The organism is Enterococcus sp. AZ191, from assembly GCF_051713845.1.
GTDB lineage: Bacteria > Bacillota > Bacilli > Lactobacillales > Enterococcaceae > Enterococcus_B > Enterococcus_B durans.
Window position 1 is genome coordinate 390,294 of the sequence record NZ_JBIOQS010000001.1, and the last position, 19,361, is coordinate 409,654.

Annotated in this window: 18 protein-coding genes; 15 read left to right on the top strand and 3 right to left on the bottom strand. The window is 36.9% G+C overall.

Annotated elements, in window-relative coordinates:
- Positions 1–582: 582 nt before the first annotated feature.
- The 4 genes from IGI47_RS01920 to IGI47_RS01935 all read left to right on the top strand — a co-directional run bounded on the left by IGI47_RS01920 (position 583) and on the right by IGI47_RS01935 (position 3,539).
- On the top strand, positions 583–828 hold the full coding sequence (locus IGI47_RS01920; protein WP_438783184.1) for a hypothetical protein: 246 nt from the start codon (positions 583–585) through the stop codon (positions 826–828).
- Positions 829–835: 7 nt separating this feature from the next.
- Entirely contained in the window at positions 836–1,147 is a 312-nt protein-coding gene (locus tag IGI47_RS01925) for a hypothetical protein (RefSeq protein WP_438783185.1), read from the top strand.
- Positions 1,148–1,501: 354 nt separating this feature from the next.
- Positions 1,502–2,803, top strand: coding sequence for a sensor histidine kinase (locus tag IGI47_RS01930; protein WP_438783186.1), 1,302 nt, complete (start codon positions 1,502–1,504; stop codon positions 2,801–2,803).
- A 4-nt stretch (positions 2,804–2,807) separates the two neighbouring features.
- The gene (locus IGI47_RS01935; protein WP_438783187.1) at positions 2,808–3,539 is read left to right on the top strand and encodes a LytR/AlgR family response regulator transcription factor; all 732 of its coding nucleotides are present in this window, start codon (positions 2,808–2,810) and stop codon (positions 3,537–3,539) included.
- A gap of 28 nt (positions 3,540–3,567) precedes the next feature.
- On the opposite strand, the gene IGI47_RS01940 is transcribed toward IGI47_RS01935, so the two are convergent.
- Positions 3,568–4,302 (bottom strand): CPBP family glutamic-type intramembrane protease, encoded by a 735-nt coding sequence (locus IGI47_RS01940; RefSeq protein ID WP_438783188.1) that lies wholly within the window; start codon positions 4,300–4,302, stop codon positions 3,568–3,570.
- A gap of 192 nt (positions 4,303–4,494) precedes the next feature.
- Positions 4,495–4,836, bottom strand: coding sequence for a hypothetical protein (locus IGI47_RS01945; RefSeq protein ID WP_311930565.1), 342 nt, complete (start codon positions 4,834–4,836; stop codon positions 4,495–4,497).
- A gap of 357 nt (positions 4,837–5,193) precedes the next feature.
- On the opposite strand from IGI47_RS01945, the gene IGI47_RS01950 reads away from it, so the two are divergent.
- From IGI47_RS01950 to IGI47_RS01970, 5 genes are all read left to right on the top strand, one after another.
- On the top strand, positions 5,194–6,843 hold the full coding sequence (locus IGI47_RS01950; protein ID WP_438783189.1) for a MutS-related protein: 1,650 nt from the start codon (positions 5,194–5,196) through the stop codon (positions 6,841–6,843).
- Positions 6,844–7,325: 482 nt separating this feature from the next.
- Positions 7,326–8,261: an ABC transporter ATP-binding protein gene (locus tag IGI47_RS01955; protein WP_438783190.1), complete on the top strand. Its 936-nt coding sequence runs from the start codon at positions 7,326–7,328 to the stop codon at positions 8,259–8,261.
- A complete protein-coding gene (locus IGI47_RS01960) occupies positions 8,254–9,024 on the top strand; it encodes an ABC transporter permease (RefSeq protein WP_081135255.1) in 771 nt (256 codons plus the stop codon). Before IGI47_RS01955 ends, IGI47_RS01960 begins: the two co-directional genes overlap by 8 nt.
- A 515-nt stretch (positions 9,025–9,539) precedes the next feature.
- Complete coding sequence (locus IGI47_RS01965) at positions 9,540–10,061, top strand: GNAT family N-acetyltransferase (RefSeq protein ID WP_311930561.1); 522 nt, start codon at positions 9,540–9,542, stop codon at positions 10,059–10,061.
- 107 nt (positions 10,062–10,168) lie between these two features.
- A complete protein-coding gene (locus tag IGI47_RS01970) occupies positions 10,169–11,137 on the top strand; it encodes a tRNA dihydrouridine synthase (RefSeq protein WP_311930560.1) in 969 nt (322 codons plus the stop codon).
- A gap of 284 nt (positions 11,138–11,421) precedes the next feature.
- Here IGI47_RS01970 and IGI47_RS01975 read toward each other — a convergent pair whose 3' ends face one another.
- On the bottom strand, positions 11,422–12,405 hold the full coding sequence (locus IGI47_RS01975) for an AraC family transcriptional regulator (RefSeq protein ID WP_311930559.1): 984 nt from the start codon (positions 12,403–12,405) through the stop codon (positions 11,422–11,424).
- A gap of 111 nt (positions 12,406–12,516) precedes the next feature.
- On the opposite strand from IGI47_RS01975, the gene IGI47_RS01980 reads away from it, so the two are divergent.
- The 6 genes from IGI47_RS01980 to fucO all read left to right on the top strand — a co-directional run bounded on the left by IGI47_RS01980 (position 12,517) and on the right by fucO (position 19,335).
- The gene (locus IGI47_RS01980) at positions 12,517–13,824 is read left to right on the top strand and encodes an MFS transporter (RefSeq protein WP_311930558.1); all 1,308 of its coding nucleotides are present in this window, start codon (positions 12,517–12,519) and stop codon (positions 13,822–13,824) included.
- Positions 13,821–15,278 carry a rhamnulokinase gene (gene rhaB / locus IGI47_RS01985; protein WP_311930557.1) on the top strand — a complete coding sequence of 486 codons (1,458 nt, stop codon included), beginning with the start codon at positions 13,821–13,823 and terminating at the stop codon, positions 15,276–15,278. The genes IGI47_RS01980 and rhaB overlap by 4 nt, the downstream gene beginning before the upstream one ends.
- Before the next feature lie 57 nt (positions 15,279–15,335).
- Entirely contained in the window at positions 15,336–16,598 is a 1,263-nt protein-coding gene (gene rhaA, locus IGI47_RS01990; protein WP_438783191.1) for an L-rhamnose isomerase, read from the top strand.
- Positions 16,599–16,664: 66 nt separating this feature from the next.
- Positions 16,665–17,498, top strand: a complete 834-nt coding sequence (gene rhaD / locus IGI47_RS01995) for a rhamnulose-1-phosphate aldolase (protein ID WP_311930555.1) — start codon at positions 16,665–16,667, stop codon at positions 17,496–17,498.
- A complete protein-coding gene (gene rhaM, locus IGI47_RS02000; RefSeq protein WP_146895362.1) occupies positions 17,495–17,806 on the top strand; it encodes an L-rhamnose mutarotase in 312 nt (103 codons plus the stop codon). The genes rhaD and rhaM overlap by 4 nt, the downstream gene beginning before the upstream one ends.
- A 374-nt stretch (positions 17,807–18,180) precedes the next feature.
- Positions 18,181–19,335: a lactaldehyde reductase gene (gene fucO / locus IGI47_RS02005; RefSeq protein WP_438783192.1), complete on the top strand. Its 1,155-nt coding sequence runs from the start codon at positions 18,181–18,183 to the stop codon at positions 19,333–19,335.
- Positions 19,336–19,361 lie beyond the last annotated feature (26 nt).

Genomic DNA, 19,361 nt, shown 5'->3' on the forward strand with positions numbered 1-19,361 from the left:
TTGAATGCTGTAGATCATTTTTGCTTTCTGGTAGCGGGTAAATGAGTTCTTCAAATGTACATTTAAGTTTTCAAGCAGGTTTAAAAACTTGGTTAGATCAATCTCCGATTCTTGTATGACAAAGCGATAATATTGGGATTCAGACACCTCATTGTTTCGAATATATTCTTTACTGAACTCTTTTTTTCATCTCTAATTTTGCTAAAAGTTACTCCTAGATTTTCATACATAAAAAACACTCCCATATTTGCGAGTTAATCGTACAGGAGCTCATGAAAACTTTAGAATCATTCCTCAAAGGGGATGATTTTTATGGTAGGGGTTATTTCAGTTAGACCTGGGCAGTTAAAACAACAAGCACAAGTTTATCTTCGTGCAAAAGAAGACATCGAACAATAGATTCAAGCGGTCAATAGTATGAATAATGCGATTGCGCAAGAATGGAAAGGTCAATCTTTTCGATCCTACTTGGAACAATACAATCAATTAAGCTGACCGGTGAAAAAATTTGAAGAGTTACTGGTCTTTATCTTTTAACTGATGCAATTGATCAACTATAAAGGTCTCAAAGACTTTTTGCTCATGAATTTAATGGAAAGGGTGGCCATTCAAGCAGTCATTACAGCTAAAAAAATGCGAATTGGCACAATGAAACAGAGCTCGATGAGAAGAGTTGAAGAAATTTCAGAAGCAATGTTTCAACAAACCAATAGTGTCCTACCTAATGCATTAAAAGGGGTGTTACAGGGGAAAAGTGCAGAATCAGCAGATAAATATTTAAAAGAATATAAGAAACCAGCTTTAAAAACGCCAGTGAAAGAAGGTTGATTTATTGATGGAGAAAAAACAACACAGACAGCAAGAGTTAGAAGAACAATATGATGAAGACGTACAGAGGATTGGGCAACAGCAAAAAAAGTTAAATGAACAATTCATCCATTTTAGAAGAGAGACAGGTCGATTAGTGGAGAAAGTCATGCATTTCACCAAAAATGATTCATGGAACAACCAACGATTTTATCAAGTCATGGAACAAAGCAATCGTGTGATTCGCCAAGCGAAAAATCATTATATGCAACAATTGGAAGAAAAAGCACGAGAATTGACCAAACACTACCAAAAAGAATTAGAAAAATTTCAAGAATAGGAAAAAGCGCGCTTTTACATAGAAATAGTTGAAATAAAGAAGCACTGTATCATAAGGATAATAATCAAAAAGGTCTTGATAATCACGCACGGCACAAGTTGCCAATAGCTAAAAACGTCCATTGAGTCAAAGATCATATCCAGCCTTGTTTCTCCGCAAAGTTAATGGCTTCGATTCTAGAACCGGTTGCTGTTTTAAAATCTTAGATAAAAAGATAGGAAAAAATCAAAAATTATTTTTTGTTATTTTAATTAGGTATTTAGATTCCTAGATCATAATAATTTTTTTGTGATATAATTTTGTTAGTGTGTTTAATTTTGAAAAGGCTAGAAAAATTCATTTAGGGAGCGCTAGATGGACAAAATATTCTTTTATTGTATATCTTATTTCCATTTGATCATTTTTGCTTTTTGTTTTTTTGTTTTGGAAAAATTATATAGACAAAAAATATATATGTTATTTTTTTATTTTTTGTTGATTTTTATTGCTGTGATCATAAGGACTTTATTTTTTACATTAGATTTATTAGTGATGTTCATACTATTTTTTGGTTTTTCTTATAAAGTTTTTCCTCAAAAAGATTCTGTGCAGATTGTTTTATCGATCATGTGTTCAGCAATGATTGAACTGCTATTTACATCATTTTATGGAATGATCATACCTTGTTTTTTAAGACTAAGCGGATTTAGTAAAAATATCATGCTAATTTTAATCTGCTTTTTGTCACTATTTATTTGTTTGATTGTTTCTACTGTACTTAGAGAAAGAGTATATACATATCTATTTAGGAAAAAGATAGTATCACGGACTTCATTTTTGCTGATGGCAGTGATTTTAGGCTATCAAATGATAGGAATAATTCAGAGGTATGCTGAAAATAGAAATCTGCTTTTTACGTTGCTGATTTTCTACTGTTTATTGTCTGTCTTGAGTATTACGGCTGTCTACGCGCTATCTCAAAAGAAATTACTTGAGGAAGAATTAAATAAAAACAAAGTGGTTTTAGAATTACAAGAAAAATATACGAATGAGATAAAAAAGCAATATCAAGAAACTAGAAAATTCCGACATGATCATGCAAATCTACTAGCAGCGATCCATTATTATCTAGAAAACAATGAGGTTGCTGAATTAAAGAAATTTTTTTTTGACGATATCGTGAAAACAAATGAGGAGAGCAACAAAAATTTTTTTCTACTGGATGAGTTACAGAATATTGGCTCTTTGGGTGTTAGAGGTATTTTCTATACAAAATTAGTATCAGCCCAAGAAAAGGGCATAGATATACAAATTGAAATTAACGATTTTTTGTCGGAAGAGAAAAAAGTGAGGACGAGTTCGCTTGTGCGACTATTTGGTATTTTTTTAGATAATGCCATTGAAGAGTTAAACTCCATTCAAAAAGGCAGTTTAATAATAGTAGGATTTGAAGAGAACAACAATTCAGTTTTCATCATTCAAAATACAATTAGAGATAAAATTGTACCGCTTCAACTTCTCAAAAAGAAAGGATTTTCAACTCGTGGCAAAAAAAGAGGTCTGGGTTTAGCAAATGTTGAAGAAATCCTATTAGCTGAACCTAGTATTCTTTTAGAAACAAAAATTACGGATGATTTTTTTATTCAAAAAATAACTATTGTTAGCGAGGTGGAGTGATTTGTTGTCAATATTTATTTGTGAGGATAATACGATACATAGAAGAACAATCGAAGGCTACATACAAAATTATCTATTGATTGAAGAGTTAGATATGACGATCGAAGTGAGTACGGATGATCCCTATGAAATTATTTCTTACCTAGAAAAAAACTCCGTCCATAATGGCATTTATTTTTTAGATATAGACTTACAATGTGATCTTGACGGAATAAAATTAGGTGCAAAAATCCGAAATATGGACATTAGCGGAAAAATAGTCTTTATCACTACCCATAGTGAAATGATGTACTTTACGTTCAAATATAAAGTTGAGGCAATGGATTATATCATCAAAGACAATATAAATGATCTCCAGAAAAGAATCATAGCTGCTTTGGAACAGGCAAAAAAGCATTATCAAGAGGATAAAAATGACCAAAAAGAACGAATAAAAATAATAATCAATAAACAGATCCGCGTTTTTCCGTTGAAAGAAGTCATGTTTATCGAAACCTCACAAGTTCCTCATAAATTGATTCTTCACTTATCCCAAAATACTATCGAATTTTATGGGAAAATACATGAGATTGAAAGTTTGGCTTCTTCGCTGATTCGTATCCACAAATCAGTTGTCGTAAATATTGGAAATATTGCTACGATAGATAGAAGAAAATATATGGCTGTCATGAAGAATGGTGAAAGCTGTCCAATTGCCATTAGGAAGATTTCCATGTTAAAGAGAAGACTGAGATAGAAAAAATATTTTTTTGATAATCGCCACTTTATTTAAGTAAAATGATTGATAGAATAATCAAGATGATTATTGAGCCAAAGATAAGTGGTAGGTGTATTGTACTTTGCAAGAAAATAGCATAGTAAACAGTGAAAGTTGCAGTTAGATTCGTCATCGAGTGAAAAATAATAGTATAAAACAAATTCTCATCTTTGCGATAAAATAAGTTTAATGCTAATGAAATAAGGAAGTAGAATGGTGCTGTAATTGGAGAATCAACTATTTGTATAAGATGGGCTAGCATGAATGAAATAGTTAAAATTAGTATATAAAATTTAGGGAAACTATTTTTAACATCTGAATAAAGAAGTTTTCTAAAAACAATTTCTTCAATGATAGGAGCTATAATGATTGAACTAGGTAGAGATAGCAATACGTTCGTAAAAGAGGGAAGATGTCTTACAAAATCTGATATTTCGAATTGTGTCAATCCATAAGCTATTTGGATGAAAGTATGGCAAACAGACAAACAACTAAAAAAAATTATTCCTAAAAATAAGTTTTTTTTATTCGAAACTTTCGTTCTGTTTTCAAAAAGTCTACTATCTTTACCTACGCTAGCAAAAAAAAGAATGGGGATATACAGAAGCAACAAGGCATTTAATTCCTCTATGAAAAAATGGTCATTATGGAACAAATTGATAAGAACATTAGCTAGTGAGGTATTGTAGATAAATGCATAAAAAGGGATACCCACTAATTTAATCAATATCTTTCTCTGCATAGAGTATCCCTCCTTTATAAAAAAACAATCATTTTAAATTAGTCTGGTACACTATCTCTATAAGAAGTATTAGATATGTGAGTTTCCGTCCTTAAATATTTATTGTCAACTTTTCTATAAACTTTCACAGTCACTCTAATTGTTGCGAATTGTGTATAATCTTTGTACCATCCAGAAACAGAATGTTTTACTTCAAATTTCCCCCCTACTTTTGGGATGGGAATACTTACTGAGACAGTAGTTCCTTTTGAAACGGCCTAAATAGATTCTTCCAGTTTTGGTAATAGTATAGTTTTGTGCTTGAGACCAAGTTCGTTCCTTTGAAATTAAAGGCTCTATCACGTAATAATTTTCATCATCTTCAAAATACTGGTCAAGTGCAAGTTTGTTTCCCTCAAGTAATTCACTTTCTCTTTTTTCAACAACCACTTCGGCGGTAGTATCTTCTTCCAAGTCATTTGCGAAGATGGTGGTAGGAGAAGTAAACATGTTACCTAATGTAAGACTCGTTACAAATAAAACAATTTTTTTCATATCATTCCCTCCATGTTTTTTTTGCGTGTATAAGCTACTATACCCACTAGTATTATTAACCAAAATGGTTTATCTAGCGTCTTTTTATAAAAAAAAGACCATTTTTACACTTGATAGTACATATCAGATAAATGAGCAACGATGATGATATCTTGAACGTCTGATTTTCTTCCTCATTTTTACATAAAATTTCTCTATTTTAGGAAAGTTATAGATTTTTTTCTTCATCTTTTCTATGTTGTTCGAAAAATGCAACAGAAAGCAAGAATGTAAAAAGCGATACCTCGCTAAAATAATCCCTCCCCTCTAAGCATTTCAATGCTATACTTAAGCCAATTGAAAGATGGAGGAAACGGGATGGATCAAAAAACGTTTATTGTGGCAATGATTCTTGCGGTCATTGTTTTATTGATTGGTTTGGAAGTGCATGCGCGGTATAAATTAAAAGAAAGTGTTCACCAAAAATGGGGAAAGCTATCTTATCAGCCACGGTTTGATAAAGAAGAGAGCTTGAAGGAAGCATGGTTGACGGAGAAAAAGTTTCGTTCGTGGGCCAGTGAAGTAGATGATTTAACGTGGTATGACTTGGATATGTTCGAGGTGTTTGAAGGAATCAATCTGACGTATTCGAGTATTGGCTCAGAGGCGTTGTATCAACGGTTGCGAAGCTTTGACTTTACTGAAGATAAACGGTTGGAACGATTGATCGCCTTTTATCGAGAAGAGCCATTGGTTCGTGAAAAGATCCAATATCAATTTGCCCGGCTTGGTAAAAAGGATGGGAATTTTACCAAGCAATATCTGGCAGATGGGAAAAGTAAGAAAATCGGGCATATCGGGTTATTTACTTTCTTAGGTTTTTTACCGCTCATTGGCGTACTTCTGCTTTTATTAGGGCAAGTTTTTGGACTGTATTTAGCGATCGGTAGTTTGGTTTTTAATACGATCTATTATCAAGTAAAAAAACAGACATTAGAAACAGAACTCAATAGCATGGGCTATCTGGTTTCAACGATTTCAACGGCTAATCAGCTGGCCAAGATCAAAACGCCATTTCAAGAAGAATTGCGACAAAATGTGAAACCGTTAAGAGATATTCCTAAATTTGGTTTTTCTTTTCGTGTGAAAAGTGGTTCGGAAGCGGAAATCATATTTGATTACGTGAATATGATGTTTATGTTGCCGTTTATTTCTTATCATTTTGTCATTAGTAAATTAGAAAAGAAAACAGCAGAAGCAATGAAAGTGTGGGAATTACTGGGGGAATTGGAAGTTGCGGCGGCGGTATTGAATTATCGAACATATATGCCGATTAATTGCCAACCCCAATTCGCTAAAGGTGGTGTAGAAGCGGAAGATTGCTACCATCCGCTATTGGCGGAAGCAGTGGTAAACCCAGTTGACTGGCATAATAATACTTTAGTGACGGGTTCGAATGCTTCCGGGAAATCTACCTATGTAAAAAGCATTGCCATTAATTGTATTTTAGCTCAAAGTATCCAAACGGTGTTGGCGGAACGGTTTATGCTTGAACATGGCCATGTGTTGACATCAATGGCAATCGAGGATGATTTGTTTGAAGGTGACAGCTACTTTGTTTCAGAGATCAAGTCGATAAAACGATTGCTGGATCAAGTGGCATCTAAAGAGCGTTGTTACTGCTTTATTGATGAAATTTTAAAAGGGACAAACACGATTGAACGGATTGCCTCTTCTGCAGCAGTGGTGAACTGGTTGTCTGATTATCCATCTTTAGCATTTGTAGCGACACATGATATCGAACTGACGGAAATTTTAAAAAATGAGTGTGAGAATGTCCATTTCGAAGAACAAGTCACACCAGAAAAAGGGATCAGTTTTGATTTCCAATTAAAAGCAGGACCAGCGATAACCAGAAATGCGATCGCGTTATTAAAAGTGTTGGATTACCCTGATAAATTAGTCAAAAATGCGAAAGAAGAAGCTACTTTCTTTGATCATAATCGTACGTGGCGTGTATTTGAGTAAAAAATGAGATAAAAAGGAACAACGGGATGACTTCATCCGTTACATCTAAATAAGTAGCGGGAATAGAAATGGCTCCTCTGAAATAAGTTGAAATGAGGTCGAGACAAAAGTCGTTTAGGTTTGAGAAGTTGGAGAGAAAAGAGGCTGGGATAGAAGTGTTTAACTCCGAGAAATAAGAAGAAATTAACGAAAATTGCTTTTCACATTTTTGTGAATTTCGGCTGATTTAAGAAGGAGTTGCTTCTGCTCCCACCGTTTATTTGTTTTTAAAGAATGAGACAAAAGTGTTTCTTACTTTTGTCCCATGTTTTTTTATTTCCGAAAAACTTGACTTTTGGATGCCGTTTATTCGAGAGTTTGTAGCAAACCTGATTTTTAGATTTGTCCCACATTCTCTTTTTTTTTTGGTCTTTTCCACGGTTAAAAAAGGAGATTCCGTGGTACAATAGAGAATCAGTTGAACAAAGGAGATCATTAGAAAAATGGCAAATGCTCTTGAAATAAATGGATTAAAAAAAATATATGCAACAGGGGTCGAGGCGTTACGTGGGATCGACTTGACTGTTGAGGCGGGAGATTTTTATGCGTTGTTAGGCCCAAATGGTGCAGGGAAATCAACGACGATCGGTATCATTACGTCTCTAGTCAATAAAAATTCGGGTAAGGTAAAAGTATTTGGGTACGATCTGGATACCGATTTGGTTCGAGCGAAACAACAGATTGGTTTAGTTCCACAAGAATTCAATTTCAATCCTTTTGAGACGGTACAACAAATCGTAGTGAACCAAGCAGGTTATTATGGGGTTTCACGCCAAGAAGCGCTAAAACGCAGTGAAAAGTACTTAAAACAATCAAATTTGTGGGAAAAGCGAAATGTGCGGGCACGGATGCTTTCTGGCGGGATGAAACGCCGATTGATGATTGCTAGGGCACTGATGCACGAACCTAGATTGCTGATTTTAGATGAACCTACTGCGGGTGTAGATATAGAATTGAGACGGGAAATGTGGGAATTTTTACGTGAACTGAATGAAAGTGGCACGACGATCATTTTGACGACCCATTATTTAGAAGAAGTAGAAATGCTGTGTCGAAATATTGGGATCATCCAATCAGGTGAGTTGATTGAAAATACAAGTATGAAATCATTACTCTCCAAGTTACAGTTTGAAACATTTATCTTTGATTTGGCACCATATGAGCAAACACCAACGCTTACAGGCTATAATTACTCGTTTGAAGATGAACGGACAATTGCGGTGGAAGTCAAACGTGATCAAGGCGTCAATGGCATCTTCGATCAGTTTAGTCAACAAGGTGTCAAAGTTCTTTCGATGCGGAATAAGTCGAATCGTTTGGAAGAATTATTCTTGAAAATCACGGAAGAAAATGGTCATGTGGAGGAAAAAAATGTTTAGTCTTTATTTTACAGCTTTAAAAAGTTTAGCTATCAAAGAAACCAATCGCTATTTACGTATTTGGGTCCAAACTTTAGTTCCACCTGTTATTACTACGTCCCTTTATTTTGTTATTTTTGGTAAAATGATCGGCGGGCGTATCGGGGATATGGGCGGATTTTCTTATATGCAGTTTATCGTCCCTGGACTGATCATGATGTCAGCGATCACTAGCTCTTATGCGAATGTTTCATCGTCCTTCTTCTCGCAGAAGTTCCAAAAAAATATTGAAGAGATCTTGGTTGCTCCAGTGCCTACACATGTGATTATCTGGGGCTTCGTTATTGGTGGATTAGGACGTAGTGTACTGGTAGGATCGTTGGTAACGGTAGTGTCGCTCTTTTTTGTTCCACTACATGTCCATTCGTGGGTGATCATCATCGTGACCTTGTTGATGACGGCGATTTTATTTTCTCTTGCTGGGTTGATCAATGGGATCTTTGCCCAATCCTATGATGATGTATCGATTGTACCAACATTTGTTTTACAACCTTTGACATATCTAGGTGGAGTATTTTATTCGATTTCAATGTTACCACCTGTTTGGCAAGCTATTTCAAAAGTCAATCCAATCGTGTACATGATATCTGGATTCCGTTATGGTTTTCTTGGGACAAAGGATGTACCGATAGGCGTTTCCCTTACGATTTTAGTCTTGTTTATCATCGTCCTATATTCAGCTTGCTGGTATTTGATCAATAAAGGACGCGGATTGAGAAGCTAATCATTGCTATAAAGAGGCAGAAGTGCTCAACTTCAAGATATATGAAGAAAGTCACAGGAATTATTTTTGAATTTTTGTGAATATTGACTTATTTTTTGAAGAAGTTGTTTTTGCTTTCACCATTGAGGTGAGAGGTCGAGACAAAAGTCGTTTCGGTTTGAGAAATTGGAGAGAAAAGAGGCTGGGACAGAAGTGTTTAACTCCGAGAAATAAGAAGAAATTCACGAAAATTGCTTTTCAAATTTTTGTGGATATCGGCTTATTTCCGATGGAGTTGCTTCTGCTCCCACCGTTTATCCGTTTTTTAAGAATGAGACAAAAGTGTTTCTTACTTTTGTCCCACGCTTTTTTTTGAAATTTCCGAAAAATCTGACTTTTGGACGCCGTTTATTCGAGGGTCTGTAGCAAACCTGATTTTTAGATTTGTCCTATATTCTTTTTGTCAAATGTTAAGTTAGAGTTGCTCAAGGATCATTGTTTGTATTAAAATAGAAAATTAAAAAGGAGTGGGTGGAATGAGCCTTGTATTTCGGAAAACAACAGTAGAAGATTTGCCAGCTGTGATGAAAATCATCAATGATGCGAAGGCATTGTTAGCGGCTGCCGGCAGTCCACAGTGGCAAAATGGCTACCCTAATGAAGAAACGATCAAAAATGATATTGAAGAGGGGATTTCTTATATTTTTCTAGTCGATGGAGTGGTGGCTGGAACACTGGCGTTACAACGGACACCAGACAAAAATTACCAAGAAATCTTTGAAGGAAAATGGGAAAATGAAGCAGATCCATATACAACGATCCACCGTATTGCCCTGTCGGAAGAATTTCGTGGGCAAAAATTGGCGTATCGCTTGATTGAATTTGCAGAAGCCGAAACGAAAAAACAAGGAATCCATCAAATTAGAGTGGATACACACAAAAAGAATAAAGGAATGCAGCGTATCATGGACCATAGTGGGTTTGAGTTGCGAGGCATCGTTTATGTGAGTGACTATACAGATAATGAACGATTGGCTTATCAAAAGCTTGTTCGTTAAAGAAGTGAAGCGCTGATTTTGCTTCTTTTACATATAACTAGTATAATGACCATGTTTTTTTAAGATGAAGATCAATAAAGAGCCAGTAATGAAATGGAGTGTATGATGTGAAAGAAAATTTTTGGGCAGCGTTACCTAAGCCCTTTTTTATATTAGCCCCGATGGAAGATGTCACAGATGTGGTTTTTAGGCATGTTGTGAAAGAAGCAGGCGCACCTGATGTATTTTTTACTGAGTTTACGAATTCGGATAGTTTTTGTCATCCTGATGGTAAAGAAAGTGTTCGAGGCCGATTGACTTTTACAGAGGATGAACAGCCTATGGTAGCCCATATCTGGGGGGATAAGCCAGAATTCTTCAAAGAAATGAGTATCCAACTGGCTGAAATGGGATTTAAAGGAATCGACTTGAATATGGGGTGTCCTGTACCAAATGTCGCTGAACGAGGCAAGGGCAGTGGGTTGATCCTTCGTCCAGAAGTAGCGGCGGAATTGATCCAAGCTGCAAAGGCAGGGGGACTACCGGTTAGTGTGAAAACACGAATTGGGTTCACGCAACAATCGGAATTAGATCATTGGATCAGCCATCTCTTGAAACAAGATATCGCGAATCTTTCTATCCACTTACGAACAAGAAAAGAAATGAGTAAAGTAGCTGCCCATTGGGAGTTGATTCCAAGGGTTGTAGAGTTGAGGGATGCACTTGCACCGCAAACATTGATCACTATCAATGGGGATATTCAAGACCGACAAATGGGCTTGGAATTGGCAGAAAAATATGGAGTAGACGGCATTATGATCGGTCGTGGGATTTTCAAAAACCCATTTGCTTTTGAAAAAGAAGCGAGAGAACATTCGTCAGAAGAACTGATTGCATTACTCCGCCTACAATTAGATCTGCAAGATCAATATGCGCAGTTCATTCCACGTTCGATCACAGGATTACACCGTTTCTTCAAAATCTATGTCAAAGGTTTTCCTGGTGCAAACGATCTGCGTGTTCAACTAATGGATACCAAAACAACAGATGAAGTGAGAGCAATACTGGACACATTTCAAGCGAACAAAAACAGATAAGACTGAGATGAAATAATCAAGGCCAAAAATATAAGCCGAAATTCACGGAAATTGCTTTTTTGATTTTTGAGAATTTTGGCTTTTTGAAGAGGTTGTGCCAGTATAAAAAAGAGAATCGAAAAACGGTTGTAATACTAATCAAGTAGGCTAGGATACTCGTTCGTGTGGATGAATGAAACAAGCCAAAAAACGCCTAAGAGATCAATCTAAATGAAAAAGCCACGAGAAATTCAGTTGGATTTCTTGTGGCTTCTTTATTTTAAGGGGAGTCATTTCAAGTGATGTTATGGTTCCTCAGTCATTTTTCTGAATGCACTCGGTGTTTTGCTATAAATTGCTTCAAATTTTTTGTAAAAATTGGTGCGGTTCTTTAGGCCTACCAATTCAATGATCGAACCAATTGAAAGAGAGGAGCTTTCAATCAAAAACTTAGCCTGCTTCATTCGTTGTTCTGTTAACAGGGTTGAAAAATTTTTATTTGTCTTTTGTTTGATGATATTGCTCAAGTAGTTTTTATTGTAGCCAAGTTGTTTAGCTGCATTTTCTAATGAGAGGGTGGCATAATCTTTTTCAATCAGTTTCAAGGTATCGATGACGACTTGATGGTTGGTCTTGTCTTTTTTTTCTTCGTAGAAATCATAGGTACAGTTGCCAATCAATTCGGTAAACAGAATTGGGATGTACAAAGAAATGATTTCATTTGCGAAGACGGGTTCAGTAAAATATTTATTGATCATTTGATCTAGAATCATTTGGACATGCTCATTTTCGGAGCAACGGAAAATCAAATATTCTTTTCGTGAACGAGTGGCCATCGTCTGAGCTAAAAAATTAAAGAGCACACTATTTTTAACATTTAAATTAGACAGCCAATTAATGTCGACTTTGTCATTTGGAAAAATAATATCGATGAGAATATCTTGTTCCCCATGTACTTCTAAGGAATGGGAAGAACCGCGATCAAGCAATAAAATCTCACCTTGATTGATCACCTCACGCTTATTGTTGATATACTGAACTGATTTTCCTGAATAAACATAATTCAGTTCTAAAAAGTGATGACTGTGTTTTGGATAAGGCGCAAAACGTGGATGTTTACTTATATAGATATAATTATTTTTCAAGAAGTAATCTTTTAATAAAACCATGTCTTCTTTTGCGGTTTGAAAAGATGTTGAAGGAATATCCATTACGAATTTTTTTTTATTTAATTGAGCTTCTTCCACTTGTGTATGATGATGTAAATAGTCTTCTACGATTTTATTCATATTAATACATCCCTGTAATTTTGATACATTTATTCTATACCCACGATATTGAAAACGCAACCATAAATTCCGATAATAAGAATGTAAATAAACTTAAGGAGCGGGTGAACTATGAGTGGTCAAAGCGGTGGAGGAAGAAAAGAGACCATTGCGGTTTCTTTAACGAACTATTTGGATTCTGGTTGTATCGTAGCAGGTGCAAGCGGATTGACCTTATGGACGGAGCATTTTGGTTTAAGTAGTTTTTCTGTTGGATTGTTGGGAGCCTTGAGTGCGAACGCTTTTGGTGCGGCGATTGGTGCATTGATTGGTGGACGGTTATCTGATAAGTATGGACGTAAATTCATCTACACCTACAACTTATTGATTTATATAGTTGGCGCCCTGTTTATTATCTTTGCAATGAATTTTCCAATGCTGTTGGCAGGATTTTTGATTATGGGGTTGTCTGTTGGTGCAGGAGTTCCGGCATCGTGGTCATATATTGCTGAAATGGCACACCCTGAATCTCGAGCACATAATATTGGAATTTCTCAACTAGCATGGTCATTAGGACCAGTAATTATTTTCACACTAGGAGTAATTTTAGCACCTTTGGGATTATTTGGTAGTCGTTTATTGTTTGTTTCATTGGTTGTTGTTGCCATAATTGCTTGGGTTTTACAACGGCAATTGGAAGAATCAAAAGATTGGGAAGAAGAAAATGCACGCCAAGTAGCGACAGCGGAAAAGGCGCATCCATATAAAGAGCTTTTTTCAAATGTTGTGAACAGAAAATCAATCATGTTTTTAGTAGGTGTGTACCTATTTTGGAACTTAGTAGCAGGAGCGATGGGATTTTTCATGCCGTTTGTATATGAAACAGTTGGTGGGTTGACGAATTCACAAGCAAATATGCTACAGGCAGTACTTTGGATATTGACATCGCTTGCTTCTTATTTTGGCTTTGCGAAACTGGGAGACAAAGTAAATCAACGTAAGTTTTATTTTGTAGGCGCTTTAATGGCGGTGCTCTCATGGGTCATTTTGACATTCGTCGGGATGTCTTGGGCAGGATTAGGCGCATTTGTTGTCCTCTGGGGTATCTCTGCAGGGATCGGTGCACAAGCATTCTATGCTTTGTGGGCATCAGAGTTATTTCCTACTAAATTCCGCGGTGGCGCACAAGGAATCATGTTTTTCTTAGTTCGCGGAAGTTGTGGTATTTGGTCAATCATTTTCCCAATGATCTTAGCAAGTTTAGGCTTCACCATTGCTGGAACAGCTATGATCGGCTTACTGATCGTATCGCTAGTGATTGGAACGGTTTGGACACCGAAAACACAAGGTAAAACATTAGAACAAATTACGGAAGAACGATATGGCGACAGCGTTGAAGCAACAACACATCTGCCCCATGGACAAGAGGTAACGAAATGACAGACACATATATAGCAGTAGATATTGGTGCATCAAGTGGACGTTTGATGCTCTCAGAAAAAAATCCATTCAACAAAATTTCATTAGAAGAGATTCATCGTTTCAAAAATGGGTTTGCTGATAGTAATGGTACAGATTACTGGGATGCAGATCACTTGATTGAAGAGATCTTGATTGGTTTAGAAAAAGTGAAGAAGCGTGGTGTTGAAAAATGCTATGTGGGTATTGATACTTGGGGCGTTGATTACTGCTTGCTTGATGAGCAAGGAGAGGCAATAAGTCAACCTGTTAGTTATCGTGACAACCGAACAGAACAGGCTATAGCAGAATTTGATGAACATTTTTCACTACAAATGCTGTATCAAAAGACAGGTATTCAACTACAACCATTCAATACAGTTTTCCAATTATTCAAAGAAAATCGTGAAAAACTGGCGCATGCCAAACAGTTAGTATTGATGCCTGATTATTTAGGCTATGTCTTGACCGGACAGGCAGTATTGGAAAAAACGAACGCCTCCACGATGCAATTGATGAATTTACAAACACGAAAACTTGATGAAGATGTATTGAACGCAATCGATGTCTCCAAAGAATTATTTCCGAATTTAGTGGAACCAGGAACCATTTTAGGGAAGATACGAAAAGAAAAATTTCCGACTTATGATCTTCCAGATGCTACATTCATTACAATTGCCTCTCACGATACAGCTTCAGCAGTGGTAGGCACACCGGGAAAGGGAGAAAATTGGGCATACATCAGCTCAGGTACATGGTCATTAATGGGCGTGGAAATCAACGAAGGTATCGCAACTTCGGAAGCATTTGAGGCAAACTTCACCAATGAGTGGGGAGTTCAAGGAACTATCCGTTTCTTGAAAAATATTATGGGGATGTGGCTGATTCAAGAAGTATCTAGAATGCTGGATTATCAGTATTCGTACCCTGAGTTAGCAGAGCTAGCAAGCCAGGAAGAAGCATTTGTTACATTGATTGATGTCAACGATCCGCGTTTTATGAATCCTAAAAATATGATTACGGAGATCCAAGGCTACTGTCGGGAAATGGATCAAAAGATACCCGAAACGCCTGGGGAACTGGCACGATGTATTTATGATAGTTTGGCACTGTGTTATGCGGTAGAACTTGAAAAATTGGAGAAAATCACGGGGCGCACGATCACACAGCTACACATTGTGGGTGGAGGCTCAAACAATGATTTATTGAATCAATTAACCGCAGATGCTTGTGGAATCCCTGTTTTAGCAGGACCTGGAGAAGCAACAGCAATCGGTAATATCATCGTTCAAATGGTTGCGACAAAAGGTTTTGGAACGTTGGCGAAAGGTCGCGAAGGAATAAAAAAATCTTTCCCATTAAAACAATTCCAACCGCATATAGTAAATCAACTTGCCATTGAGAAATACCACGCATTAACAAAATCATTTGTATAAAAACGAAGAATCAGCGTTTTATTGAATAAATTTAAAAGATAAGGGAGCAGAAATAAAATGACAAAAACAGTAGAGGAACGTTATCAAGACGCAAAAGCTCGTTATGCAGAAATTGGGGTTGACACAGAAGCTGCACTGAAAAAATTGCAAGATTTAAAAATCTCGATGCATTGTTGGCAAGGAGATGATGTCAAAGGATTCTTGAATCCTGATGGTGAACTAACTGGTGGGATCATGTCGACAGGAAATTATCCTGGTGCTGCCCATACGCCAGATCAATTACGACAAGATGTTGAAAAAGCTTTTTCATTGATTCCAGGAAGCCATAAATTAAACTTACATGCCATTTATTTAGATACAGATGAACCAGTAGACTTAGATGAAATCGAACCAAAACATTTTGCCAAATGGGCTAGTTGGGCGAATGAACAAGGTGTTGGTTTAGACTTCAATCCAACCTTTTTCTCTCATCCAATGATGAAAGATGGAATGACTTTGGCACATCCAGATAAAGAAGTCCGCGACTTTTGGATCGAACATGGTAAACGCAGCCGTAAAGTAGCTGAATATCTAGGAAAAGAAACTGGCCAAACATGTATCAATAATTTCTGGATGCCAGATGGTATGAAAGATAATCCAATCGATCGTTACACTCCACGTAAACGTATGATGGAATCACTAGATGAAATCTTTACAGAGGATTTGAATGAAGAATATACCCAAGAAGCTGTTGAAAGCAAACTATTTGGACTAGGTGCAGAAGCTTATACTGTTGGTTCTCATGAATTCTACATGGGTTATGGGCTAACACGTAACAAATTGATCTGTTTAGATGCTGGTCATTTCCATCCAACTGAAGTGATCTCAAACAAATTGAGTTCATTGGCACTATTCTCTAAAGGAATCATGTTGCATGTCTCTCGTCCAGTTCGTTGGGACTCTGACCATGTTGTGATCATGGATGATGAATTGCAAGAAATCGGAAAAGAACTCGTTCGTAATGATCTTTTAGGAAAAACAAACATTGGCTTAGATTTCTTTGATGCAACTATCAATCGGATCGCTGCTTGGGTCGTGGGTACACGTAATACTCAAAAAGCCTTATTAAAAGCAATGTTAGAACCAACTGAAGACTTAAAAGCGATTGAATTGGATTTTGATTATACAAAACGAATAGTCTTGACAGAAGAATTAAAAGACTTTCCGTATGCAGATGTATGGAACTACTTCTGTGCATTAAACAATGTCCCTGTTGGTATGGATTGGTATGAAGAAGTCAAGAATTATGAAAAAGATGTCTTAGCACTACGTAACAAATAATGACAAGCATGAATTGGCGGGGAGTTTGTTCCCGCCTTAATAGATAAACATTTGGGGGAATTAATCGTGAAAAATATTTTAGAAGCACCTTTTGTCAAAGAAATGGTCGATGTTACCAGCAATCTCTACCGTCTGGGTTGGGATGAAAGAAATGGCGGCAATGTGTCCTATCTATTAGATGAAGCAGATGTTAGCGAGTACTTGGATACTAAAAAGGTAATACGAAATATTCCAATGGATTTTGATGGATCAGCCCTTAAAGGCGATTACTTTATCGTAACTGGTTCAGGTAAATATTTTAAAAATGTAGCACAAGATCCAGCGAATAATTTAGGGGTCTTACGAGTAGCTGATGACGGTCAAAGTGTGGATCTACTTTGGGGCTATACAGACGGTGGCGTACCTACAAGTGAATTACCTGCTCATTTGATGAGCCATATTGCTCGTCTAGAAGTTGATCCAGAAAACCGTATCGTCATGCATTGTCATGCAAGTCACTTATTAGCAATGACCTTCAGTCATGAGTTGACTTCTAAAGCAATTACACGAACACTTTGGGAAATGTGTACAGAGTGTATGGTTGTTTTCCCTGAAGGCGTTCAAGTATTGCCATGGTTGATTCCAGGTTCTAATGAAATTGGGGGAGCAACGGCAGAAAAAATGAAACAAGCACGTTTAGTATTATGGTCATTCCATGGTGTTTACGGAGCTGGCCGTACGATGGATGAAACATTTGGTTTGATTGAAACTGCTGAAAAAGCAGCACAAGTCTATACCTATGTGCAAGCACAAGGTGGTGTTCGTCAAACGATTAGTGATGAAAACTTTATTGCTTTAGCTAACCAATTTGGCATTACACCAAATCCAGAATTTTTTGAAGCTGGAGTGAAGAATGCATGATAAAAAAAGCGGTTCGAATGAAACTTTATCCTGGATTGAAAGAAGAGTATGTGAAGCGTCACAATGATTTATGGCCTGAGATGCGGGAAATGCTAAAAGAACATGGCGCGATAAGCTATTCTATTTTCTTGGATCCTGAAACTGATTTTCTTTTTGGTTATTTGGAAATTGAAGATGAAGAAAAATGGGCACAGACAGCGGACACAGAAATTAATCGAAAATGGTGGGATTATATGGAAGATGTCATGGATACAAATCCAGATAATTCACCAGTAGCGGTTGATCTGGAACAAGTATTTGAATTATAAGAGGTTGGGACAGAAGTGTTTAACTCCGAGAAATAAGAAGAAATTCACGAAAATTGCTTTTCAAATTTTTGTGAATTTCGGCTTATTTCCGAAGGAGTTGCTTCTGCTCCCACCGTTTATTCGGAGTTAGAGTCTGTGGCAAAACTGATTTTTAGTTTTGTCCCACGCTCTTTACCTCTTTATGTGAAAAAAGGTACAATCATTGAAAGAGAATGCGACACAAGGGGATAATAAAAATTCAGGTTTAAAAAGTCAAACAGTGTTGAGTGGTAAGCAAAGTATTGGTTTAGGGTAAGAATTACAAACAGAAATCGTGGCAGCCATTCTAATATAGGGATTATTTGTGAAATGGCATATGAAAAGGAGAGAATACTATGACAGTCAATCGGATGATTCTGAACGAAACATCTTATTTTGGTAAAGGTGCGATCAAAGAAGTCGCAAATGAAGCGAAAAAACAGGGATTCAAAAAAGCTTTAGTGGTCACAGATAAAGACCTATTGAAATTTGAAGTGGCAACGAAGGTTACAGCAATTTTAGATGAGGCAGGATTAAGTTACGACATTTTTGATGGTATCGTACCAAATCCTTCGATTGAAGATGTTAAAGCTGGAGTCAAAGCCTGCCAAACAGCTGGAGCAGATTATGTCGTAGCAATTGGAGGCGGTTCGCCTATTGATACAGCAAAAGCAATCGGAATCATTACAACCAATCCTGAGTTTTCAGATGTGATCAGTCTGGAAGGGGTGGCAGATACTAAAAATCCAGCATTACCGATTTTAGCAGTACCGACGACTTCAGGAACTGCTGCCGAAGTAACGATTAATTACGTGATCACAGATAAAGCTAATCAACGTAAATTTGTTTGTGTTGATCCACGTGATATTCCTGTAGCTGCGTTTGTAGATAGCGATATGATGATGGGGATGCCAAAAGGTTTGTGCGCTTCGACAGGTATGGATGCTTTAACCCATGCAATTGAGGGCTACATTACAAAAGATGCTTGGGAAATGACGGATATGCTCCATATCAAAGCAATCGAAATCATCAGCCATGCTTTACGCGATTCTGTTGCAGGGAATCAAGAAGCACGAGAAAAAATGGCATTGGGACAATACATTGCCGGTATGGGCTTTTCCAATGTTGGGCTAGGCTTGGTTCATGGAATGGCTCATCCATTATCAGCTTGGTACAATACGCCTCATGGAGTGGCTTGTGCAACGCTCTTGCCATTGATCATGGACTTCAATAAAGAATATACTGGTGAAAAATATCGCGATATTGCCGTTGCCATGGGCGTAGAAGGTGCGGCTGATATGTCATTGTCAGAAGTTCGTGATGCAGCAGTCCAAGCAGTGAAACAACTTGGTATTGATGTAGGGATCCCACAAAGTCTGACTGAGATTGGCATGAAAGAAGCCGATGTATCAAAGGTTTCTGAAGATGCTTTACGCGATGTATGTACACCAGGAAATCCGCGAGATGCTACAGTGGACGAAATCAGTGCATTATATAAATCGATGCTGTAAGCAATGAGCAAATTCTCTCATAATAA